This window comes from Streptomyces virginiae, from assembly GCF_040638905.1.
In the GTDB taxonomy this organism is placed as follows: domain Bacteria; phylum Actinomycetota; class Actinomycetes; order Streptomycetales; family Streptomycetaceae; genus Streptomyces; species Streptomyces virginiae_B.
The window spans coordinates 186,014-208,060 of the sequence record NZ_JBEZYV010000005.1; the positions used below are offsets into that span (position 1 = coordinate 186,014).

Consider the following 22,047-nt stretch of genomic DNA (forward strand, 5'->3'; position numbering starts at 1 on the left):
CGTTCCATGGCGGCATCATCACCCCGGCCCCCGCCGCCCACAACTCGGCGTGGCCGACCGCTCACGCCGTGCGCCGGCCGCCGCCGCCGACGTCGAACTCGCACCACACCGCCTTGCCGTCGCCCCGGGACTCCACGCCCCAGTGCGTGGCCAGGGCGTCCACCAGCAGCAGCCCGCGCCCCGTGGTGGCCGCCTCGCCCGGGCTGCGCCGGCGCGGCCACACGCTGGAGCGGTCCTTGACCCACAGCCGGATCCGCCGCACCGGCTCCGGCAGCACCTCCATGGTCAGCACCGCTCCGCCGTCGGTGTGCAGCAGGGCGTTGACCAGCAGCTCCCCCGCCGCGATCTCCACGTCGTCGGCCAGCTCCGGCACGCCCCAGTCGCGCAGGGCCTGGCGCAGGGCGTAGCGGGCCTCGGAGAGGCCCTCCGGGTCGGCCTGGTGGATGTACTGGTGGATGCGCGGCGCCCGGTGGGTGCCGGGGTCGGGGGCCCTGCGCAGCACCAGCAGGGCGACATCGTCCCCGGAACCCCAGCGCTCCCACAGCCGGTCCGAGAGGTGGTCGGCGAGCGCCCCCGCGCCCTGGGGGCCGCTGCGCACCGCGTGGGCAAGGGCGTCCATGCCCGCGGTGATGGTCGTACCGGGCTCCTCCACGAGGCCGTCGGTGCACAGCACCAGCGTCTCGCCGGGGACCAGGTCGAGCTGGGTCTCGGGGAACTCCTCCTGCGCGAAGACCGAGGCCAGTCCCAGCGGCAGGCCGCCGCGCACGTTGGGCCAGCCCGTTCGCCCGTCCGTGTGGCGGATCAACGGGCCGAGGTGTCCCGCGCGGACGGCGCGCACCCCGCCCGTCTCGAGGTCGACCTGCGCGTACATGCAGGTGGCGAACCGCTCGGTGTCGAGCTCGGCGAGGAAGCGCGAGGCCCGCGCCAGCACGGTGGACGGGGGATGGCCCTCCCCCGCGTACGCCCGCAACGCGATCCGGAGCTGGCCCATGATGGCCGCCGCGTGCGTGTCGTGGCCCTGTACGTCGCCCACGACGATGCCGACCCGGTTGCGGGGCAGCGCGATCACGTCGTACCAGTCCCCGCCGACCTCCCGCCCGCTCCACGCGGCGTGGTAGCGGACCGCGATCTCCCCGCCGGAGATCTCCGGGATCCGGCGCGGCAGCATGGCCGCCTGCAGGCCCGTCGCGAACTCCCGCTCCTGGTCGAAGAGGAGCGCCCGCTGCAGCGACTGGGCCACGATGCCCGCCAGGCCCAGGCACAGGTTGCGCTCCTCCGGGCTGAACTCCTCGCGGTGCCGGTAGAAGAGGACCAGCCCGCCGATGGCCTTGGCCTGGGCGATCAGCGGCAGGTAGGCGGCGGCGTCGAACCGGATGCGGCCCAGGTATTCCGCGAGGAGCGGGAACTCGCCGCCGAGTTCGGTGAGCGAGGTGACGAAACGTGCCTGCCGGGTCAGCACGGCGTGCGAGAGCGGCAGCGACCCGTCCATCCGGGTGAAGCGGCGCTCACTGAGGACCTCCAGGGACTCCCCGCTCAACGCGATGATCTTCATGGTGCCGCCCTCGACCAGCCCCAGGGCCAGCCCGTCGGCCCCCAGCCGCTCCAGCGCGCCCGCCCCGGTCAGCGCGGCCGTGACGTCGTCGACGGTCACCGCCCGCGACAGGGCCTCGGTGGTCCGCTGCACGATCGTCGTCTGCTGCGCGCGCGCCGCCTCCAGCTTGCGCAGCAGCGTCGCGTGGGCCAGCTCCGCCGCCGCGTCCCGGACGATCCCGGCGATGTGCAGCGCCTGGCCCCCGGCGTCCCGCACCACCCGGCCCGTGGTGTGCGTCCACTGGTCGCGGCCGTCGCGCCGGTGCACCGTGAAGTACGCGCCGAACGTCTCCCCGCCCTCCGCCAGGACACCGGCGATGGTAGCGCGCAGCCGGGCCGCGTCCTCGGGCCGCACGCGCAGCGCGGCGCCCTCCGCGGTGCCGTCGTACTCCGCCGGCTCCAGGTCGAACACCGCCATGGCGGCCGGGTCCAGGGCCACCGTCCCCGAGCCCAGGTCCCACTCGAAGCTGCCCATGCCGTTCAGCGCGAGCCGCTCCCCGGCGTCGGTCACGGGGGTCCGCCGGGCCGGCCCGGGTCCGTCGCGCTCCGCCGCTGCCACCTTGCGCACCCCCTAACGGCCGGGCCAGCACGGCTGGGAGATCAGCCGCTCCCACTCCTCGTCGGGATGCCCCGGAAGGGTGCGCCCGGCCTCCCGCCAGCGCTTGACGACGGAGAGGTAGATCGTGGGCTGGTCGCCGGCGGACGCCGCCCCGTACGGGGCCGCATACGGCGCCGCGTACGGGGGCCGCTCGTGCCCGGCGGTCCGGGCCGTGGCGGACTGTTCGCCGCGGCTGGCGGGAATGCGTACCCAGCCGCGGCCCTGTGCTCGCTCCGCGCTCATCACGGACCCCTTCTCCCCGCGGATCTCACCGCAGGTACGTCTTCGGATGCCCCGGGGGTTGTACCCCCGGACCCGGCCCGGGGGAAGCAGCCCGGACGAGCCGGGCGGCACCGGGGGAGCCCGGCCGCGGCCCCCGGGCACCGAGGCGCTTGCGGACTCCTCTCACCAGTCTCCCCGCCGTGAAGCCCGCACCGTGCACGAATCGCATGGAAGGGCCGAATGAGGGAGCCGCCAGCAGCCCCGCGAAGAACAGCCCGGGCCACGAGGACTCGAAGGCCGGGCCCAGCTCCGGGGCCCTGCCGCCGCCGACGGTCGTCAGCGCCGAGCGCAGCTCCGCGTCGAGCATCTCCAGCCGGTGCAGGTCCGGGGCGAAGCCGGTGGCCGCGATGACGTGGGCGACGTCCATGACCACCGATTCGCCCTGGGGTGTGGTCAGCCCGAGCCGGGTCCGTCCGCCCACCGCCGCCGCCCGGTGCAGCCTGTGCCCGAGCAGCGCGGGCACGCGCCGCTCGAAACGGTCCCGCAGCCACCAGGCGCCGGCCGGGCCCAGCGCGGTCGCCGCGATCCGCTCCCGGGTGTGCGCGGGCAGCCGGCGCACCGCCCAGGGCAGCTCCGACCACACCCAGTTGCGCCAGCCCGTGCCGAGTCCGCTGTGCGGATCGCGCAGGGCGCGCAGCGGGGGCCTGCTCAGCGGCTGCGGGACGCTGTTCCAGTTCAGCCGGGAGCGCCGGGCGACCAGGCACGGCCGGGCACCCTGCTCGGCCAGCAGGGCGGCGGTCTCCAGGGCCGCCTGCCCGGCACCGAGCACGGCGACGTCGCGGCCGGCGAAGCCGGACAGGTCCCGGTGGCCGCTGCTGTGCGAGTAGTGGCCGGGCGGGAGCCCGCGCAGCGCCTCGGGGTACTGGGTGAAGGGCATCACCCCGACCGCGACGGCGACCGTACGGGCGAGCAGGGGCGGTCCCTCGGCGGTGCGGACGCGGAAGCCGTCGCCCTGCGGGGTCACCTCCGTGACGGTCACCTCCTCCACCTCCGGCCCGGCGTGCCGGGCGAACCACATCCCGTACGCGCTGAACGTGCCGATGGGCAGCGGAGTGCCGTGTTCCGCGACCGTTCCGAGGGAGGCGCAGTACTCGGCGAGGGTGTGCCGGCCGTCCGGCGCGGACAGGTTGGACGACCACGGCTCCGATTTCAGGTACATGCCGTCGGGCATGTGGTCGCGCCACGAGGCCATGGGCCTCCCCAGCAGCCGGACGCCCAGACCCGCGCCGGCGGCGTGCGCGGCGATCGACAGCCCGTACGGGCCCGCGCCGATCACCACGAGATCGTCGATCCGCGTCACGGCCGCTCCTCCACCTCGATCGTCACCTGCGGGTCACCTGCCCGGCCCCGCCCGCCGGGCCCGCCCGGTCAACGGCTCACCAGCTCGTCCGGCTCGGCCGGAGCCTCCGGCGGCGCGGGGCGGGACACCGACCCGGCGGAGGTCACCCCCGGCTGCTCCCGCCCGCGCTGCCGGGGCGCGCGTACGACCGCGCGCGCGGTGCGGCGGCCCTGCGCCGGGACGCCGCGCAGAGCCCTCGCCCCCTTGGCCGCGCCGCGTCCCAGGAACGCCGCGAGCATGGCCAGGAACGGCCGGACGTCGTCGGCCGCGAACCAGGCCGCCTCGACCTGCCCCCGCTCGGCGGCGGGTCCCGGCGTGGGGGACGCGGGGTCCGCCGCCGGGCGGCGGCGCGGCAGGGACCGGCCCCGGACCGCCGCCAGCAGCGCGTAGTTCTCGGCGACGAACACCCGGCCCGTGCCGCCCGAGGGCTTCGGGACCCGTTGGCCCGTCAGATCCAGGTACATCGCCTGGACCACGTCCAGCCCGGCCGCGTCCGTGAACAGCCTGAACTGCGCGCCCGGGCGGGGGTTGAAGTCCACCAGCCGGAAGACGCCGCGCTCGTCCCGGCGGAAGTCCAGGTCCAGGATTCCCTGGTAGCCGAGGCGTTCGGCGAGCTTCAGCCCCGCCTCCTCCACCGCGGGGTCCGGCAGCCAGCGCCCCACCGCCGTCAGGCCCGTGCGCACCGGCCAGGACAGCTCCTTGCGGCCCGAACCGGCGAGCAGCGGACGTCCGCCGCGGGCGAAGGCTCCGTGGAAGAACCAGTCGGTGTCCGGGCCGGCCGGCAGGAACCGCTGGAGCAGCAGCCTGCTCCCCGCCTCGGCGGAGCGCTCGTACAGCCGGCGCGCCTCGGCGGTGGTGTGCACGAGTGTGGTGCTGCGCAGCCCGGCCGCCCCGGTGGGCAGCAGCCAGGGCCGGCTCCACTTGGCGACCACGGGCAGGCCCAGCCGCCAGGCGGCCTCCGCCGCCTCCGTTCCGCTCGCCGGGACCACGGTCTGCGGGTGGGGGACGTCCCACCGTGAACAGAGCCGCGACAGCTCGGCCTTGTCGGCCACGCGGGCGGGCAGGTTGTCGGGCTGATGGGGGATGTGGAAACGGTCGCGGAGCATCGGGGCGAGCCGGGACACGGCGATGGCGCTCAGGTCGTCCATCGCGACGAGCACGGCCGGGCGGCCGATCCGCTCCGACACCCCGGTCAGGCACTCCAGCAGGGCCTCGGGCGCCTCGGGGTCCAGCCCCCCGGCAGGGCCGGGATGGGCGGCGCGCAGGTACCGCGAACGCCCCATGGGACCTCCCCCGGCCTCGACGACGGCATGGACCTCGACGCCTTTGCGGCCAAGGGATCTGACGGCGCCGAGGGTTCCGTGGTGGAACGGATTGCGGTCGAGTCTGAGCACAACGGCGGGCACATGGTTGGCGAACGCGTGCATGGCAACGGTGTCTTTCACCTAGTCGGACCAAGCGGGGGTGGTGCTCAGCTGCTAATGGCCTACGCGGCGGTCACCGAACAGGCCGTTCGTCAGATGTGATGCCTAACGTCTCTGGCAAGCACACCGATTCGGGAAAGCTCGGGAGACGCCATGCCCAGACCAAGTCGCCGACTGGCGAGCACCTGCATCGGCACGGTCACGGCCGGACTGCTCGCCACCGGTGCCGCCCTCGCGGCGCCGGACGAGAACCGTGCCGAAGACTCCGGCATCGCCATGGGCGCCTATCTCGACTACGGGCCGAGGGGGGTGGCCCGCATCCCGTACCTCTCGCGCTGGCTGGGCGGCAAGGACATCCGGGTCGGCCACACCTACCTCCCCGGCGACCAGTGGGCCGGCATCGAGGGCCGGGTCTCCTTCCTGGAGGACTGGGCGCGGTGGCGTCGCGCGGACGACGACCGGATGTTCGTCCTGAACGTGCCCATGCAGGCGCGCAACGAGGCGCGGGTACCCGACCGGCAGGTGGCCCGGCTGATCCGGGCGGGCGCGCAGGGCTGGTACGACGAGCACTTCCGCAGGCTCGCCGAGCGGCTGGTGTCGCTGGGTGTCCCGGACACCGTCATCGTGCTCGGCTGGGAGATGAACGGCGTCACCTACACCCACCGCTGCCGCCCCGACCCGGCGAACTGGAAGGTGTACTGGCGGCGCATCGTCGACGTGATGCGTGCCGTGCCCGGCCAGAAGTTCAAGTTCGACTTCGCGCCGAACAGGGGTACCGACGCGATCGGCTGGACGAAGTGCTACCCGGGCGACGACTTCGTCGACATCATCGGCATGGATTCGTACGACCAGGGTCCCGGACAGACCTTCGACGACCAGATCTCCCAGCCGTACGGGCTCCAGAAGCACGTCGACTTCGCGCGGGCGCACCACAAGCCGATCTCGTACCCGGAGTGGGGGCTGTTCCGGCGCGGGGACAACCCGGAGTACGTACGGCGCATGCTGCGGTGGATCGAGCAGAACAAGCCGCTCTACCACACCATCACCGACTACTGCCCGCACGGCGTGTGGCAGTGCAAGCAGAACCCGCAGTCCACGAAGGCCTTCCGGGCGGCGCTGACGCCCGAGGTGCCTGGCCCGGTGATCCCGACGCCGGTCGTGCCGACGCCCGTCGTGCCCACGCCCGTGGTGCCGACCCCCGTGGTGCCCACCCCGGTCGTTCCCACGCCGTCCGTGCCCACGCCGCAGATCCCGACGCCCCAGGTCCCGACTCCCGAAGTCCCGACTCCGGCAGTCCCGACCCCGCAGGTGCCGACGCCGACCGTCCCCACGCCCCAGGTCCCGACCCCGACCGTCCCCACGCCCCAGGTCCCGACCCCGACCGTCCCCACGCCCCAGGTCCCCACACCCCAGCTGCCGACCCCGCAGGTGCCGACCCCGCAGGTCCCGACGCCGCTCCCCGAGCCCTCGACGGCCGAACCGAGCCCTGTCCTGCCGAGCCCCGAAGTCCCGACACCCGTCGACCCCAGCCCCAGCCCGCTGGAGCCGGAGCCCGAGCCGAGCCCCGAGGTCCCGGAGCCCGGCACCCCGAGCCCCGAAGTGCCGAAGCCCCAGCCCACGCCGGCCAAGCCGCTGCCGCAGCAGCCGCCGCTCAACAGCATGCAGTGGTGCGTACCGATCAACTTCGGCGAGTGGCTGTCGAAGCTCGTCGGCAAGCAGTCGGTCTGCGTCAAGATCGACCTGGGGGAGGGCTCCGGCTTCTGGCCCTTCTAGCGGGTGTCCGCAAGGCAGCGCCGGCCGGCCGCAGGGCGGGCGCGGCGGGGCTTTGCGGACACGACCTGCACGGGTCATCGCACCCGCAGTTCGTTGAGCCGCGCCCGCCAGTCCCTGGCGGCCGGCAGCGCCTCCCGCAGCGCGTCCACCGCCCGCTCGCGCCCCGTCACCTGCGACTCGTGCAGCCGCAGCAGGGGCGCGAGCGCGCTGGTGGCCATCAGGAAGCGCTGGTTGACGACCGTCGCCGGCCGCCAGTGGTTCTTGTACGGCTCGTTGCCCCGCAGGAAGCTGACCACGGGCCGGCCCTCCTCCAGCGCCCGGCCGGCCTCGTAGCGAAGCAGCAGCGTCGCCACGTCCACCTTGCGCGCCCGCAGGTCCGGGTCCGCCCCGTAGAGGTAGCCGCCGCTCAGTCCCGCCGACAGCAGCGTGACGTTGGCGGCCACCACCTTCCCGTCCAGCCGGAACTCCGTCAGCCGGCCCTCTCCCGCCCGCACCATCCGGCGGGTGGCCCGGGTCAGGTGCTCGGCGAAGCGCGGCCGCAGGTGCTCCGGCGTCACCCCGCGCCCGCGCCACTGCTTCTCGTGCAGCCGCAGCAGGTTCCGTACCGCGCGCGGTACCTCCTGCTCGGTGGCCTCGTGCTCCTCGATCCCGGCCGCGTCGGTCTTGCGCAGCTTCGCCCGCACCCGCTGGGCGCCGGAGGCGGGCATCCGCTTGACCAGTTCGTCGAACGGCAGGGTCGGCAGCTCCATGCACGTGGAGTCGGCGAGCCTGCTGCCGATCCCGGGCCACTGCCGGTACAGCTCCTCGGCGGCGGCCCCGGGACGGACCTCCCGCAGGTCGACCACCGCGCCGCGGGCCGCCCGGTGCAGCCCGTGGGCCAGCGCCGGGACGACCTGGCCGGCGTGTTCGGCGGCCACCAGCACGTCGAAGTAGTCGGTGATCCGACCGCCGAGGGGCACCAGCAGGGGTAGCGGCCGGTGCACGAGCATCAGGGCGGCCGCGCCGACCAGTTCACCGCCGCGCCGGACGAGGACGATCCGGAGCCGGCCTTCCTTGCCGTACGTCAGCCACCAGGAGTGCAGCCAGGCGTGGCTCTGGAAGGGGGTGGCGCTGGGGCAGGCGCGGACGAGCCGGTTCCACGGCTCCTCCAGCGCGGCGAATTGCCGGGGGTCGCGGCACAGCGTCACCGTCAGGGCCCCGGCGGAGCCCGAGCTCATCGAACGGACTCCTTCTCCTTGGCCGCGGCCGGCTCACCCTGCGCGGGGAGCGTGGCGTACTCCTCGGCCGGGGCCGCGGCCACGTGCTCCGCGGCAGGCCGGGCCACCGGAGCGGCGGCGGGTGCGGCCACGCCGCCCTCGGGGCGCCGCGCGCGGCCTGGCCGGGCCAGCAGCCACAGGCCGCCGAGCAGCCCGCCGGCGCACGTCCCCACGGCACCGCTGATGGCGGCGGACGGGGAGGCGGGCTCGGCGGGGGCCACGGCCTGGTTGAAGAGGAGCAGCTGGACGCCGGTGCTCTTGGCGGCCTGGTTGCTGCTCAGCGACAGGGCGTCGGCGACCGCGTTGGCGATGTCGGCGGCCTCGGCGGGGCTCGTGGAGGTCCCGGTGATGGCGATCATCGGGGACTCGGGGGAGGTCTCGGCCCGCACCTGGGTACGCAGCTGACGCGCGGTGAGGCCCGCGCGGGGCTGCGCGTAGGCGAGGGTGGAACTGCTGGTGGCGATACGGGCGTACGCCTGCGCGAAGCCGAGGGCGGTGGCGGGCTCGGTGGTGTCGTCGGGGACGGCGACGACATAGCTGGTCGCGGCGTACTCGGGGGCCTTGAGCACCCCGTACGCCCCGCCCGCGGCGAGCCCCAGCACGGCGCAGGCGGGCAGTGGCCACCACACGGGTGGCCGGGTGAAGCGCCGCCTGGGCCTCTTCCCGGAGCGGTGGTCCGCCTTCTTCTCCGGCTTCTCGGACTTCTTCTCGGCGCTGTCGGCCATGGTCGTGCTCGCTTCCTGGAGGGAGGTGGGTTCCTGCGGGGTCCCGGCCGGGACCCCTTCGGGCATGGGGGGTCAGCCGCCGGCGCCGGGCGCCTGCCGGGGGGAGCCGGGCCCGGGCACCGTCAGCCCCGCCGGCGGTCGCTGCGCGGGGCCCGGTGCGGGACCCGGTGCGGGACCCGGTGCGGGGCCCGTTGAGGGTTCCGGTGCCTGCGGGGCCGGCGCCTGCGGGTCCGGCTCGGAGCCCCGGCCCGTCCCCGACCCGCGCGGCGCGGCCGAGAGGGCGAGGTCGTACACGTCCAGCAGCCGGCGCGCGCTGCCGGCGATGTCGTAACGGCGCACGACCGGCGGCGGGGGCAGCCGGCGCGCGCCCGCCTCCATGTGCCCGCGCAGCGCGGCGACGAGCTCCTCGGTGCCGGTGCCGATGCGGCGGGCTCCGGGGGCCTGGGCGGCGGGCAGGTCGTCGATGGCCGGACAGGTCACGTGCAGGACGGGCAGCCCGGCGGCCAGGGCCTCCACGACCGCGAGCCCGAAGGCCTCCTCCCGCGACGGCGAGACGAAGACGTCCATGGCGGCCAGCAGGGCCGGGATGCCCGGGGTACGGCCGTCCGTGCTGTCGCCCAGCGGGTCCCGCTCCCCCAGCAGGTGGATCCGGCTCTGCGCGCCGAGCTCGGCGGCCAGCCGGCGCAGCCCCGCCCGCTGCGGACCGTCCCCGGCCAGCAGCAGGTGCGCGCCCGGCAGCGCTGCTACGGCCCGGACGAGCACGTCGAAGCGCTTGCCCGGGACCAGCCGGCCGACCCCGCCGACCACGAAGGCCCGTTCGGGCAGGCCGGTGCGCGCGCGGGTGGCCCGGCGGACGCCCTCGTCGAAACGGAAGCGGACGGCCTCGATGCCGTTCGGTACGACGTGGACCCGCGCGGCCGGCACCCCCCACCCCTCCAGCCGGGCGGCGACGGTGTCCGACACCGCAACGGTCGCCGCGCCCAGCCGTTCACTGGCCAGGTACAGGGCCCGGACCCCGCCCGAGAGGGGGCGGCCCTCGATCTCGCCCTCGCCGAGGGAGTGCTCGGTGGCGACGGTCGCCGCGGTGCCCGCGAGGCGGGCCGCGACGCGCCCGTACACGCAGGCCCGGTACAGGTGCGTGTGCACGAGGTCGTACTGACCGCGCCGGATGAACCGCACGAGCCGGGGCAGCGCCCCCAGGTCCCGGTTGCCGCGCATGCCCAGGTGCACGACCCGTACCCCGTCGGCGCGCAGCCCCTCGGCCACCGGGCCGGGGTTGGTCAGCGTCAGCACGTCGCACCGCATCGGCATGTGCCGCAGAAGCAGCCGCAGTTGCTGTTCGGCACCGCCGACGCCGAGGCCGGTGATGACGTGCAGCGCCCTGACCGACTCCATCGCCCTCACCGGAGCACCGCCCGCCGCAGCTCCCGGACCTGGTGGCGCAGGTGCTTGGCCCGCAGCCGGACACCGCCGTCGGCCTGGCTGACGTGCGTGCGCGGCAGGGCGTGCGGGCCGGCGAGCCGTCCGGGGTCGATGGCGCAGGCGTAGCCGTAGCCGGCCGCCCGCGTCGCGTCGACGACCCGGGCGTCGAGGTGCCCGTACGGGTAGCAGAATCCCTCGGGCAGGGTTCCGGTGAGCTCGCGCAACAGGTCGCGGCTGCCGCGCAGTTCCTGCTGGAGCACGTCGTCGGCGGCCGCGGTGAGGTCCTGGTGGAGCAGGCCGTGCGAACCGATCTCCTGACCGGCGGAGGCGACTTCGCGGATGCCCTCGGCGGTGAGCAGGGATTTGCGCGGCCCCAGCGGGTCCCACACGTTGTCCACACCGAGCCGCCCGGGCAGTACGAAGAGGGTGGCGGTGCAGTCGTGGCGCTGGAGCAGCGGCAGCGCGTGGGTGAGGAAGTCGGTGTAGCCGTCGTCGAAGGTGAGTCCGACCAGCCCGGCTCCCCGGCCGGCCGCCCGGGCCCGCAGCAGCTCGCCGACCGACACCCCGCGCAGGCCCCGGGAGCGCAGCCACAGCAGCTGGGCCTCCAGGGCGAGGGGAGTGACCGTGATCCCGTACGGGTCCTCGGCGGGGTCGGTGAACTCGGCGACCGAGTGGTACATCAGGACCCACGGCGGAGCGGTCCGGCGGGCGGGGACCATCACGGCGGCGGGGGCCGTGTCGGTGTCAGCGGACATTGCGCAACCTCTGCGTGAACTGGGCGATCTGGGCGGGCAGGGCGGTGACTTCGAGGGCGCGTACGGCAGTGCCGGTGGCGCAGAACATGGCCGGGACCAGCAGGCAGCCGAGGGCGGCGCTGAGCAGGGGGTCGGGGATCATCGGCCCGGCGATCCACCCGGTGGCGCAGGCGGCGCCGGCGGCCACCGCGAGCCGTCCGATGCCGGTGGCGACGCGGCGGAGGTGGATGGCGATGATCCGCGGGCCGAGGCCGGTGAGCAGCAGGGCGGCGGCGGTCGAGATGCCGGCGGCGTTGGCGGCGGCGATCCCGTAGGTGCCCCACCAGCGGACGGCGAAGGCTCCGGCCACGATGTTGACCAGCAGTCCGGCACCCATCGCGAGCGCCGGGAACCAGGTGGGCCGGGCGGTCGAGAAGAAGGGCCGGGACAGTGCCCCGACGAGGCAGTGGCCGAGCAGTCCGAGTCCGTAGACCCGCATGACGGAGGCGGTGGCGAGGGTGTCCCGGTGGGTGAAGGCGCCGCGTTCGAAGAGGACCTGGATGATCTGGGGGGCGTAGCCGATGACGAGCGCGGTGCCCATCAGGACCGCGAGGGAGGCCAGTGCCAGGTCCCGTTCCACCCGTCGGCGGGCCTTCTCCCGCTCGCCGCCGGCCATGGCCTGGGCGACGACGGGGAAGGTGACGGTGCAGATCATCAGCGACAGCACCATCGGCATCTGCGCGACCTTCTGCGCGTAGTTGAGGTGGGAGATCGCCCCGGCCGGGAGCGAGGCGGCCAGGAACCGCTCGACGAGCACCTGCGACTGCCGGAAGACGGCGAAGAGGACGACGGGGGCGATGACCCCGAAGGCGATGAGGGTGGGGCGGTCGCGGTCGCGCTGGCTGCGCGGGGCGGTGACCCGTTTGGCCCGGGGCCGCCCGAAGCCCACGTTGCGGATGAAGGCGGGGAGTTGGACGAGCGCCATCAGCAGGCCGCCGACGGCGACGCCCGCGGCGGCGGCCCGCACGCCCCACAGGGTGTGGAGGGCCACCATCGTGGCGATGATGCCGATGTTGTACGAGACGTAGATCGCGGCGGGCGGTACGAAGGAGCGGTGCGCGCGCAGGGCGGCGCTGAAGTAGCCGGCGACGCCGAAGGAGAGCACGGTCAGCGCGGTCAGGCGGGTGCATTCGACGGCCAGCCCGGGGTCGGGCAGGCCGGGGGCGAGCACGGAGACGACGGCCGGCGCGGCGACGGCGAGGACGGAGGCGACGACGGCCAGGAGCACGAGGAGCCGCGGCAGGGTCGCCCCGACCAGCAGCCGTACGGGGTCCTGCGCGCGGGCCTCGCTGCGGGTCAGCCCGGCCCGGCCGGCGGCCCGTCGGGCCAGGGCGTGACTGAAGGCGGGGACCATCAGCAGCGCCATGGCGTCCTCGATCAGCAGCGTCGAGGCCATCTCCGGGAGGGTCCAGGCGATGAGGAAGGCGTCGCTGGCGTGCCCGGCGCCGAAGAGGTGCGCGATGGTCTGGTCGCGCACCAGCCCCAGCAGGGACCCGGCGGCGGTCAGCCCGGCGGTGACGGCGGCGGCCTTGGCCAGGAACCGCCCCAGCGGTGCCCCTCCTCCTGCGGCGGGCTCGACGGGCACGACGGGGACGGCGGGTACGGCGGGTACGCCGCGGCGGCGGCCGCGTCCTGAGCGACCCCGGTCGGGCGCGGCGTGCTCCCCCGCGGGGCGGGCACGGCCGGCCCCGCCGGCCGTCGGTCCCCGGCCCCCGGACAGGCCGGCGGAGCCGCGGGCGGCTCGGGCCGCCACCCGCACGCTGTGCCGCTCCGGGACCTTGCCCGGATGTCCGGCGGAGCCGAATACGGGGGCCGGCACGGCGGACGCACCTCCCGGCAGACGTCCGGCCACGAACCCCGGATCCGCCGGCACCGGCACGGCGGGGCCCCTGCCCGGCCCGCCGGCAGCGGCGAAACCGGGGTCGGTCCGGTCCGGCCCCTGGCCGGCCGGGGCACTGCGCGCGTACCCGGCGGAGCCGAAGGGGCGCGGGTCGCCGGGCGGGGGCGGCGGGACACGGGTGGGGCCCGCCCCGGCCGGGGGGCCGGGGGCGGGCCGCCAGGGCGTGGTGCCCGTCACCGGCCGCTCGGGCTCTCGGGGGCCGGGCCCCCGCGCAGCGGACCCGCATCGCCCGGGGAGGGCAGCGCCCACCAGGCCGCCAGGCCGATGATCACGCCGGTCAGGACGGTGGACGGGCCGCCGATGTCCGCGTAGAGGAAGTCGGTCAGCTGCCACACGAACAGCCCGGTCGCGATCAGCCCGCAGTCCCGCATCCGCGCCCCGGCGCCGGAGGCGAGCCTCCGCAGCCCGGCGACCAGCAGCGCCGCCCAGGCGCCCACCAGCGCGATCAGCCCGATGAGGCCCTGCTCGCTGAGGATCAGCAGGTACATGTTGTGCGGGGAGAGCAGCGGCTGGCGGATGTACGCCTGCCCCGCGCCGGCGGTGTCGCTGCCGGAGGAGAGCCCGAGCGAGGCGTGGCCGTCGCGGTGGGCGGGGAAGCCCTTGAGCCCCACGCCCGCCGCCGGCCGTTCGCGCCACATCGACTCGGCGGCGGCCCACATCGTGTAGCGGTCGGTCACCGACTGGTCGGGGGCGCTGGAGACCTGTGTGATGGAGGTCAGTCGCTCGGCGACCATCTCGGAGCCGACGCCGAGCCCGGCCACCAGGACCACCCCGGCGGCGGCCAGCGCGGCGAGGACGGTGAGGGCCCGCCGGATCCCGGCCAGCGCCATCACCAGCAGCGCCGCGCCGAGGGTGGCGATCCAGGCACCCCGGCTGAAGGACAGCACCAGCGGCAGGACGAGCACCAGGGCGCCGCCCGCTGCGATCCGCCGCAGGCGCGGCGGCAGTCCGGGGGCGAGTGCGGCCGCGGCCGCGACGACCAGCCCGTAGGCGACGACCGTGGCCATGCCCATGACGTCGCCGGGGCCGAAGGTGCCGACGGCCCTGATGTCCTCGCCCTGGTAGGAGGCGCCGGTGTGGGTCGCGTACTGCACGACCCCCACCGCGCCCTGGACCAGCGCCAGGACCACGAAGCAGCCGGCCGCGATCCGGAACTCCCGCGCGTCGCGGACCAGCAGCACCACCGCGGCCGGGACGAGCACGAAGACCTGGAGGTAGCGGACGAAACCCGGGAGGGCGGCGTACGGGTCCCCCGCGGTCACCGTCGCGACCGCGAGGCCGACGGCCGGCGCCCCGAGGACGAGGACCCCCAGCGGGGTCAGTGCCCGTACCCGGCCGCGCAGCGCCTGCACGGCGCAGACGAGGACGAGGAGCAGCGAGGCGGCGTCGGCCGGGCCGACCTTGCCGGAGGCGGTCGCGTCCCCGGCCGGGAGCGGGGCCAGCAGGAACAGCACGGTCGCGGCGAGCGGCAGCAGCGGCCAGTGCCGTCGCAGCATGTCCGGTACGTCCGGCCGGGCCCAGTGGCCGGGGGCGGCAAGGCTCATCAGCTGCCCCCCAGCCGGAAGCGGAAGAAGGAGGCCGCGGTGCGGGCGAGGATCCACAGGTCCTGCCACAGCGACCAGGTGTCGATGTAGTGGTTGTCGAAGCGGGCCCGGTCCTCGATGGAGGTGTCCCCGCGCAGGCCGTTGATCTGGGCGAGGCCGGTGATGCCGACGGGCATCCGGTGGCGGGCCTCGTAGCCGGGGTGGACGGTGGAGAACTTGGCGACGAAGAAGGGCCGTTCCGGGCGCGGGCCGACCAGGCTCATGTCGCCCCGGACGACGTTCCACAGCTGCGGCAGTTCGTCGAGGGAGGACTTGCGCAGGAAGGAGCCCACCGGGCTCATGCCGCGGTCGCCCGCCACCGTCCAGCGGGTGGCGGCCTCGTGCGCGTCGGCGCGCAGCGTCCGGAACTTCAGCAGGGTGAAGGGGCGCCCGTACAGGCCGACCCGCTCCTGACGGAAGATCACCCCCGGCCCGTCCCAGAGCCGTACGGCCGCCGCGCAGAGCAGCATCACGGGCGCGGCGGCGACCAGGGCGACGAGGGCGAGCGCGGAGTCGATCACGCGCTTGGCCCAGCGCTCCAGCGGCCGGGCCGGGCGCGGCAGCAGCGGCTGGACGGCGTACCCCCACAGCTGGTCGGCGGGGTGGGCCAGCCTCATGCCGGTGACCTTGGCGGTGCCGGCCGGGTCCGCGAGCCACAGCCGGCAGCCGTGGTCGTGGAAGAGGCGGACCAGGGAGGCGGTGCGCTCGTCGGCTTCGGGCGGCCGGGTGAACACCGCGTGCCGGACGGAGTTCTGGATGACCGCGCGCCGGATGTCCTCGTGGGTGGCGAGGAGCGGTAGGGCGCCGGTGCCCGCGTCGGCCGCGGCCGCGGTGTCGGCGAGCCCTACCGGGCGCAGACCGAACTCGGGGCGGTTGTGCAGGGCTGCGGCCACCGCGCTCGCCCCGGCGCCGGGTCCGACGACGAGGGCGGAGGCGGGGTGGCGCAGGGCCGCGCGGCGGTGCAGCTGGTTGGCGACCCCGCGGCCCGCGCAGACCAGTACGGCCTGCAGGCACACGGCGGTCAGCAGCGCGCTCCAGCCCATGGCGCGGGCGGGGGCCAGGGCCGCCGTGACGGCGGCCGCCGCGCACCACAGGACGGCGGAGCGCGCCACCAGCGCGGGCAGTTCGAGGAGGGCGGAGGGGGCGAGCCGCGGCCGGTACAGGCCGGCCTGCGCGTGCAGTGCGACGAGCAGAACGGGCAGCGCGGCGACGGCGGGCACGGCCGCCAGGGCGGGCAGCGCCGGTGCGGGCAGGGTGGCCGCGGTGAGTACGGCGGCCAGCGTGTCGGCGGTGAGCAGGGGGAGCACCCGGCTGCGGCGGCGGACGCGCCGCGGACGTACGGCGGACCGGGCCTGCTCGGCCCTGGGCCCGCGCGGCGGGTGGATGGCGGTCGCGGAACGGCGGGCTGCCGCGTGGGGCGCGGGCGCGAAGGCGCTGCCGCCGGGCCCTGTGCCGCCCTGCCCGGTGTGCCGGGCGGGTGCGCTGTCCATCGTCATCGGCTGATGCGCTCCTGGTTCGAGGGCCGGGGCCTGCTGAGCAGTTCGTGGTACAGGCCGCTGACCGCGTCCGTGGTCCGCCGCACGTCGAAGTCGGTCCGGGCGTGCTGCCGGGCCTGGTCCCCGAGTTCGGCGAGGAGCCGCGGCTCGGAGAGCAGCCGCCCCAGGGCCTTGGCCAGTGCCGTCGGGTCGTCCGGCGGTACCAGGCACAGGCGTCCCTGGCCGGGCGGCAGGCTCTCCCGGGCTCCGCTGACGTCGGAGACCAGGACCGGTCGGCCACAGGCCATGGCTTCGAGCGGGGCGAGCGCCATGCCTTCCCACCGCGACGGCAGTACAACGAGATCGGCGGCCCGAAGCCACGGTCGGATGTCGGCGGCGGCGCCCGCGAAGTGCACTCCGGGCGGGGCCGCGCGCCGCAGCCGTTCGGTGTCGGGGCCGTCGCCGACGAGGGCGAGGCGGGCCGTGGGGACGGTCGCGAGCACCTCCGGCCAGGCCCGCAGCAGGGTGTCCTGGCCCTTCTGCGCGCAGATCCGGCCGGCGCAGACCGCGAGCGGCCCGTCGGCCGGGAAGGAGGACGGCAGCGGCAGGGCGGCGCGGGACTCGGCCCGGTCGCGGCCGGGGTCGGGTGCGCCGGGCCGGAAGTGGGCGAGGTCCACCCCGTTGCGGATCACCGTCCAGTGGGCGGTGATGCCCGCGGTCTCGCCCGCGCGGCGTTCGGCCTCGCTGACGCAGAGCACCCGGTCGGCCCAACGGGCCCCGTACCGCTCCCAGCGCAGGGCGAGAGCGGCGGTGGCTCCGCCGACGGCGTCGAAGGACCAGGCGTGGGGCTGGAAGACGGTGGGCAGCGACCCGCGCGCGGCGAGCCGTCCGGCCAGTCCGGCCTTGGCGCTGTGGGCGTGCAAGAGGTCGGGCCGGACGCGGCGCAGCAGCCCGCGGGCGCCGGCGAGTTCGGCGGGCAGGCGGGGGCCCGGGGACCGGCCGGCCCGCCAGGTGAACACCTCCGCCCCGGCGGACCGGGCCGCGCCGCCGAGCGTGCCGCCGGGCGGGCAGCCGACGACGGCGCGGATGCCCTCGGCGGTCTGTGCGCGGACGAGGTCGGTGATGACCCTGGCCACACCGCCGTCGACGGGCTGGACGAGATGGAGGACGGTCGTGGGCTGTGCCGCCCGGGAGTACGTGGGCACGTGGAGTGGTCTCCTGCGTTCAGCGGCGCGCGTCTGTCTGAACGAAGAGCACACCGAGGAAATGACCCTGACTTTCGCCCGTGAACGTGAAGTTCAGGCTGCGGGCGCCACCGGACAGGGCGGGACTCAGGTCGAAGACGTCCGCGTCATATCCGAGATTGTTCATATGATCTGGCTGCCGTACGAACGGCTGACCTCCGAATTCAGTGATCGAAGAATTCATAACATCATTGAAAGGATTTTCCGCGTCGTTGAGGCTCACTCGGCGGCCGCTGTCGGCCGTCACGATGAGTGAGTCCCCGAGGGTTCCGCGGTCCCCGTCGTACCCGACCACTCCGACCTTGCCCGCCGCGCCGGCCGGCGCGTCCAGGCCCTCGATCCCGACCGCTGCGTCGCCGGCCCGGGCGGCGAGCGACTCGAAGCCCTCCCACAGCGAGATCCGGCGCAGCGGCTCCCCGGGGTGCTCGTAGGCGACGACCAGCGTCCAGCCGCCCCAGGCGCCGACCTCGGAGTGGCCCATGGCGATGTTCAGCTGTGAGACCGTCCACATCCCGGCACCGCCCTTGCGCACCAGCGGCGTCACGTCCGCGGATGCCTGGTAGGCGTCGCTGCCCGCGTCCGTGCGGTGACCCATCACCGTGTCGGCGAGGACCTCCTTGTACGCCCCTCCCGGCTCGGCGACCAGCACCCGGCCGTTGTCCTCCGGCGGCTTCTGCTCGCCCACCCGCAGGTTCCCGCCCCAGTAGAGCCGGGCGTAGGAGACCTTCGCGCCCTGGGGGACCTTGAGCTCGGCCCGGGTGGAGTTGTAGGTGTCGGGGTCCTTGTCGACCTCGCTGTAGAACATCTCGAACTCGCTGTTGACCCCTGCCGCACCCCGCTTGACCTCGGCGCACGGCTCCGCCTGCGGGGACTTCTCCTTCCGGCAGCTGATGCCGGAGTTGGAGGCGCGGACCAGCCCGCCGTGCTGCACGGCCTGGTAACGCTGGGTGAACGGGACCCGGGGCAGCTCCTTCGGGGTGGGCGCGGCGGCGGCCGCGGGAGCGTTCACGGAAAGCGCGAGGCAGGACAGCAGGCCGAACGCCCCGAGGATTCTGCCGGAGGAACCCATGACCCCGTCTCCATTTTTCGATCAAGGGGGACAAAACAGGAGTGAACTTTGTCAGAAATCGGGCTGGAAATCACGCCGGACTCGCCCGTACGGCCTTTTGGGCGATGGCGCACACCCTCACAACGGGCGGGTCGTTATGAGGTGCACCATTGTTCGAACCGAAAGGAAATACGCAGATGAAGAAGGGGCCGGCGCGCGGCACCACCGGTCGCCGCCGCGGGTGTCGCCGTGCTGATGGGCGGCGCGGGCCTCGCTTCCGCGCACGGGGCGGCACGACGGCCGACGGCCTCGCCGCCGGGTCCCCGGGCGTGCTGAGCGGCAACCTCGGCCAGGTCCCGGTCCGCGTGCCGGTGAACGTCTGCGCCCTCACCGTCAACGTGGTCCGCGCACTGAACTCCGCGTTCGGCAACACCTGCGTGAACGCCTGAACGTCAATCGCGCCCCCCGAAACGGCTGCATCCGAGTGAAGCCACGCAACCCGGGCCGGGTCTCGGCCGTTGATCCAGGTGCTCCGCTACCGGGCAATCCTGCAAAAAAGGGACGACAATGATCAAGAAGATGATGGCCTCGGCCGCGGTTGCCGCCTCGGTTGTGGGCATGGGTGCCGCGATGGCGCCGCAGGCGATGGCGGTCGGCAACGACAACGGCATCAACACCGTCAACGGCAACAACTCCGCGCAGATCTACGGCAACCAGGCCACCTACGGCAACATGAGCCCGCAGATGGCGCTCATCCAGGGCTCCTTCAACAAGCCCTGCATCGCGCTCCCCGCGAAGGCCAACGTCCAGTCCGTGCTGGCCCTGGTCAACGTCGGCGTCCAGGACATCCCGGTCCTGTCCAGCCCGCAGAACCAGCAGTGCACCGAGAACTCCACCCAGGCCAAGGGCGACGAGGCTCTCTCGCACATCCTCAGCAACATCCCGGTCCTCTCCGGCAACGCCTCCGCCGGCAGCTGACCGCTCCCCGCGCACGCGAGGCCGTCGCACCTTCGGGTCGCGGCGGCCTCGCCGCATATCGGGCGGAACCGCATCAGGGGAATTGGCGGCACAAATAGCCGGAAGACCAGCCGCCGGAATTCGTGCGGAGCATCGGGGTGAATTACCGGACCGCCGCCGAAAAGGCGCGGTTTCTTTTGCCCCGGCGGCTCGTTGTTGATTCTGCAGCGGAGACGCCTCTGCGGAAAGGATCGAAACGAAATGACGTACAAGAAGGCAGTTGTGCTGGCCGCCGGCGCTCTGATGGCAGCTGGTGCCGCCTCCCCCGCCATGGCCGACGCGGTGGCCGACGCCACGGCCGCGGGCTCCCCGGGTGTCCTCTCCGGCAACGCCGTCCAGGTCCCCGTCAACATCCCGGTCAACGTCTGCGGCAACAGCGTGAACATCGTCGGGCTGCTGAACCCCGCGTTCGGCAACACGTGCGTCAACGCCTGACGCAGTGCGTGCGCCCGGAAGGGCAGACCTCCTCAGAGGCGGCCTCGCAGTGCACGGCGGTGCACTCCGAGGCCACCTCCGATTCACCACCGGCGCCTGCCGGTAGACAGGGTAAGGACCCATGCGACAGGTACTGAGCCGACAGGTTCTGGGCAAGGGCATGCTCACGGCGGCAGCCGCCTCGAGCCTGCTGTCGATCGCGACCGGTGCGGCCTGCGCGGCTTCCGGGACGGCCGAGGTCTCGCATTCGCCGGGCGTGCTCGCCGGCAACAGCGTCTCGGTACCGATCACTCTCTCGCCGAACGTGTGCGGCAACAGCGTGGACGGGGGCGCGGCGCTCAATCCCGCAATGGGGAACACCTGCGCCACCGGCTCCGGCGCGCACACCGACGAGGGCCACGACTACGGGCGCTACCTGAGCCCCGAGCACGCCGAGGCCTTCGAGCGCTACCTCGACGAGCGCCCGGGCCGCCACGCCGTCCCGGAGCAGCGCCGGGAACCGCGCCGCTACGAGGTGCCGCGGCAGGAGGTGCCGCAGCAGCAGGCCCCCCGGAAGGAGGGGCCACGCCACGCCAAGCCGCGCCACGAGGAGCCGCGCCACGAGGGCGGCCACGGCGGATCCGGCGAGCAGCAGCAGGGCCCGGAGGAGGAGTGCGACGACCACCCCGCACCGCCCCCGCCGGCGCACCACGCCCCGCCCGCGCCCGAGCACCCGCATCCGATGCCGGAGCCGGTGGAGGACCACCCGGTCCCGCTGCCCGGCCCGGGGCCGGTCCAGGAGGCGCCCGCACCGCCCGCCGAACACCCCGTACCGCTCCCGGCGCCCGCACCCGCCCCGCAGCCCCCGGCCGAGGAGGAGGTCCCGCACACGCTCCCCGCCCCGGCGCCCGGGCCGGGCCCCGTGGTCGAGGAGGGGGCGCCGCCCGCGCCGCCCCGCGGCAGCCACCCCGTGGAGCGCCCGGCTCCGGCCTCCGGCCCGGAGGCCGCACCGCCCGCGGACCAGCCGCCGGCCGCCCCCGGCGGCGACACCCCCGTCCACCTGCCGCCGGCGCCCGCGCCCGCGCCGCAGCCGGCTCCTGCTCCGGCCCCCGCCCACGTCGGCGCGCCCGTGCTGGCCGAGACCGGCGCGGGCCAGCCCGCGGCCGCGGCGGTGCTCGCCTCGGCCCTCATCCTGGGCGGCGCCATTCTGTACCGGCGCTCGCGCGTCGCCTGACCGGCGATACCGGTAATCGGAAGAAATGTCGGCCGGAGAATCCCTCGTCGGATTCTCCGGCCGCTGTCATGTACCCGCGCTCCGTTTCCACGGCGCCCGGTAATCGTTACGCATGGCGAAAGCGGCGCGCCGGTCGCCGCTGACGCCTCTGTCCACGAAAGAAGAGGATTTCGATAATGAAGCTCACGAAGGTCGCCGCCGTCGTCGTCGGCTCCGTCGCCGCCCTCGGCGCCTCCGGTACCGCGTTCGCCGCCGAGCCGGCCGCCGCGATGCCCCCCATGAGCCTGACCGGCGGGGTGACGCAGACCCTGGATGCCGTCGCGCCCGTGACCGAGAACCTTCCGCAGACGGTGGGCAACGGGCTGGCCGAGCAGGGGGACACCGTCAACGGGGTCGTGGGCACGGCCCAGAAGGTCAACAAGGCCCGCAACGACGTGCCCGGCACCGTTCTCGGCCTCGCCAACGGCGCCACCCAGGCGTCCCCGATGCTGGGCGGCGTACAGCTCAACGGCGGCAAGGGCTGAACCGCCCCGGCCAGGCTCCGGCCGGCCGGGTTTCGTCCGGCACCTGCCGACACGACCGTGGGCGCCACCGGCAAGGCCGGGGCGCCCACGGTCAGTTGTGCAACCGACCTCAGGTGTTGACGCAGGTGTTGCCGAACGCCGGGTTCAGCAGGGCGATCACGTTCACGGTGTTGCCGCAGACGTTGACCGGGACGTGGACCGGGACCTGCACCAGGTTGCCGGAGAGGACGCCGGGGGAACCCACGGCCGCGCCCTCGGCCGACGAGTCGGCGACGGCGGAGCCGGCGGCACCGGCCGCGGCGAGACCAGCGGTGGCCAGGACCAGGGCGGCCTTCTTGGCAGAGTTCATGGGAAGTGCACCTTCTGTTCGACGTTCCGCCCCGCTCCGGGGCTCACACCGAACGA

Annotated in this window: 20 protein-coding genes and 1 pseudogene; 7 read left to right on the forward strand and 14 right to left on the reverse strand. The window is 74.8% G+C overall.

Features of this window, described 5'->3' with window-relative positions; all coding sequences use genetic code 11:
• Positions 1-61: 61 nt before the first annotated feature.
• From AB0F82_RS10455 to AB0F82_RS10470, 4 genes are all read right to left on the reverse strand, one after another.
• The gene (locus AB0F82_RS10455) at positions 62-2,149 is read right to left on the reverse strand and encodes a SpoIIE family protein phosphatase (protein ID WP_436842064.1); all 2,088 of its coding nucleotides are present in this window, start codon (positions 2,147-2,149) and stop codon (positions 62-64) included.
• Between the two features lie 12 nt (positions 2,150-2,161).
• On the reverse strand, positions 2,162-2,431 hold the full coding sequence (locus tag AB0F82_RS10460) for a hypothetical protein (RefSeq protein WP_356811850.1): 270 nt from the start codon (positions 2,429-2,431) through the stop codon (positions 2,162-2,164).
• Between the two features lie 25 nt (positions 2,432-2,456).
• Positions 2,457-3,761 (reverse strand): NAD(P)-binding domain-containing protein, encoded by a 1,305-nt coding sequence (locus AB0F82_RS10465; RefSeq protein WP_362625666.1) that lies wholly within the window; start codon positions 3,759-3,761, stop codon positions 2,457-2,459.
• 77 nt (positions 3,762-3,838) lie between these two features.
• Positions 3,839-5,092, reverse strand: a complete 1,254-nt coding sequence (locus tag AB0F82_RS10470) for a carboxylate--amine ligase (RefSeq protein ID WP_362625543.1) — start codon at positions 5,090-5,092, stop codon at positions 3,839-3,841.
• Positions 5,093-5,119: 27 nt separating this feature from the next.
• On the opposite strand from AB0F82_RS10470, the gene AB0F82_RS10475 reads away from it, so the two are divergent.
• Positions 5,120-5,335 (forward strand): hypothetical protein, encoded by a 216-nt coding sequence (locus AB0F82_RS10475; protein WP_362625545.1) that lies wholly within the window; start codon positions 5,120-5,122, stop codon positions 5,333-5,335.
• Between the two features lie 51 nt (positions 5,336-5,386).
• Positions 5,387-7,006, forward strand: a complete 1,620-nt coding sequence (locus AB0F82_RS10480) for a glycoside hydrolase family 26 protein (RefSeq protein WP_362625546.1) — start codon at positions 5,387-5,389, stop codon at positions 7,004-7,006.
• Between the two features lie 74 nt (positions 7,007-7,080).
• Here the strand turns inward: AB0F82_RS10480 and AB0F82_RS10485 are convergent, their stop codons facing one another.
• The 9 genes from AB0F82_RS10485 to AB0F82_RS10525 all read right to left on the reverse strand — a co-directional run bounded on the left by AB0F82_RS10485 (position 7,081) and on the right by AB0F82_RS10525 (position 18,474).
• Complete coding sequence (locus tag AB0F82_RS10485) at positions 7,081-8,223, reverse strand: GNAT family N-acetyltransferase (protein ID WP_362625548.1); 1,143 nt, start codon at positions 8,221-8,223, stop codon at positions 7,081-7,083.
• A complete protein-coding gene (locus AB0F82_RS10490) occupies positions 8,220-8,987 on the reverse strand; it encodes a lipopolysaccharide biosynthesis protein (RefSeq protein WP_362625668.1) in 768 nt (255 codons plus the stop codon). The genes AB0F82_RS10485 and AB0F82_RS10490 overlap by 4 nt, the downstream gene beginning before the upstream one ends.
• Positions 8,988-9,059: 72 nt before the next feature.
• Positions 9,060-10,382 (reverse strand): glycosyltransferase, encoded by a 1,323-nt coding sequence (locus AB0F82_RS10495; protein ID WP_362625550.1) that lies wholly within the window; start codon positions 10,380-10,382, stop codon positions 9,060-9,062.
• Between the two features lie 5 nt (positions 10,383-10,387).
• Positions 10,388-11,164 carry a polysaccharide deacetylase family protein gene (locus tag AB0F82_RS10500; protein ID WP_356811844.1) on the reverse strand — a complete coding sequence of 259 codons (777 nt, stop codon included), beginning with the start codon at positions 11,162-11,164 and terminating at the stop codon, positions 10,388-10,390.
• Positions 11,154-13,022, reverse strand: coding sequence for a murein biosynthesis integral membrane protein MurJ (gene murJ / locus AB0F82_RS10505; protein ID WP_362625552.1), 1,869 nt, complete (start codon positions 13,020-13,022; stop codon positions 11,154-11,156). The genes AB0F82_RS10500 and murJ overlap by 11 nt, the downstream gene beginning before the upstream one ends.
• Positions 13,023-13,276: 254 nt before the next feature.
• On the reverse strand, positions 13,277-14,647 hold the full coding sequence (locus AB0F82_RS10510; protein ID WP_436842065.1) for an O-antigen ligase family protein: 1,371 nt from the start codon (positions 14,645-14,647) through the stop codon (positions 13,277-13,279).
• A complete protein-coding gene (locus tag AB0F82_RS10515; RefSeq protein WP_436842066.1) occupies positions 14,647-16,182 on the reverse strand; it encodes an exopolysaccharide biosynthesis polyprenyl glycosylphosphotransferase in 1,536 nt (511 codons plus the stop codon). Before AB0F82_RS10515 ends, AB0F82_RS10510 begins: the two co-directional genes overlap by 1 nt.
• Positions 16,179-17,366 carry a glycosyltransferase gene (locus AB0F82_RS10520; protein WP_362625554.1) on the reverse strand — a complete coding sequence of 396 codons (1,188 nt, stop codon included), beginning with the start codon at positions 17,364-17,366 and terminating at the stop codon, positions 16,179-16,181. The genes AB0F82_RS10515 and AB0F82_RS10520 overlap by 4 nt, the downstream gene beginning before the upstream one ends.
• Before the next feature lie 19 nt (positions 17,367-17,385).
• Complete coding sequence (locus AB0F82_RS10525) at positions 17,386-18,474, reverse strand: DUF3344 domain-containing protein (protein WP_362625556.1); 1,089 nt, start codon at positions 18,472-18,474, stop codon at positions 17,386-17,388.
• 234 nt (positions 18,475-18,708) lie between these two features.
• Between AB0F82_RS10525 and AB0F82_RS10530 the strand changes: the two are divergent.
• The 5 genes and pseudogenes from AB0F82_RS10530 to AB0F82_RS10550 all read left to right on the forward strand — a co-directional run bounded on the left by AB0F82_RS10530 (position 18,709) and on the right by AB0F82_RS10550 (position 21,642).
• Positions 18,709-18,902, forward strand: a pseudogene (locus AB0F82_RS10530) (chaplin).
• Positions 18,903-19,020: 118 nt separating this feature from the next.
• Entirely contained in the window at positions 19,021-19,431 is a 411-nt protein-coding gene (locus AB0F82_RS10535; protein ID WP_030031071.1) for a rodlin, read from the forward strand.
• Between the two features lie 240 nt (positions 19,432-19,671).
• Positions 19,672-19,905 carry a chaplin gene (locus tag AB0F82_RS10540; RefSeq protein ID WP_362625561.1) on the forward strand — a complete coding sequence of 78 codons (234 nt, stop codon included), beginning with the start codon at positions 19,672-19,674 and terminating at the stop codon, positions 19,903-19,905.
• A 121-nt stretch (positions 19,906-20,026) separates the two neighbouring features.
• Positions 20,027-21,118 carry a chaplin gene (locus AB0F82_RS10545; protein WP_362625563.1) on the forward strand — a complete coding sequence of 364 codons (1,092 nt, stop codon included), beginning with the start codon at positions 20,027-20,029 and terminating at the stop codon, positions 21,116-21,118.
• Positions 21,119-21,294: 176 nt separating this feature from the next.
• Positions 21,295-21,642 carry a hypothetical protein gene (locus tag AB0F82_RS10550; protein ID WP_356811838.1) on the forward strand — a complete coding sequence of 116 codons (348 nt, stop codon included), beginning with the start codon at positions 21,295-21,297 and terminating at the stop codon, positions 21,640-21,642.
• 109 nt (positions 21,643-21,751) lie between these two features.
• On the opposite strand, the gene AB0F82_RS10555 is transcribed toward AB0F82_RS10550, so the two are convergent.
• Positions 21,752-21,991, reverse strand: coding sequence for a chaplin (locus AB0F82_RS10555; protein WP_356811837.1), 240 nt, complete (start codon positions 21,989-21,991; stop codon positions 21,752-21,754).
• Positions 21,992-22,047 lie beyond the last annotated feature (56 nt).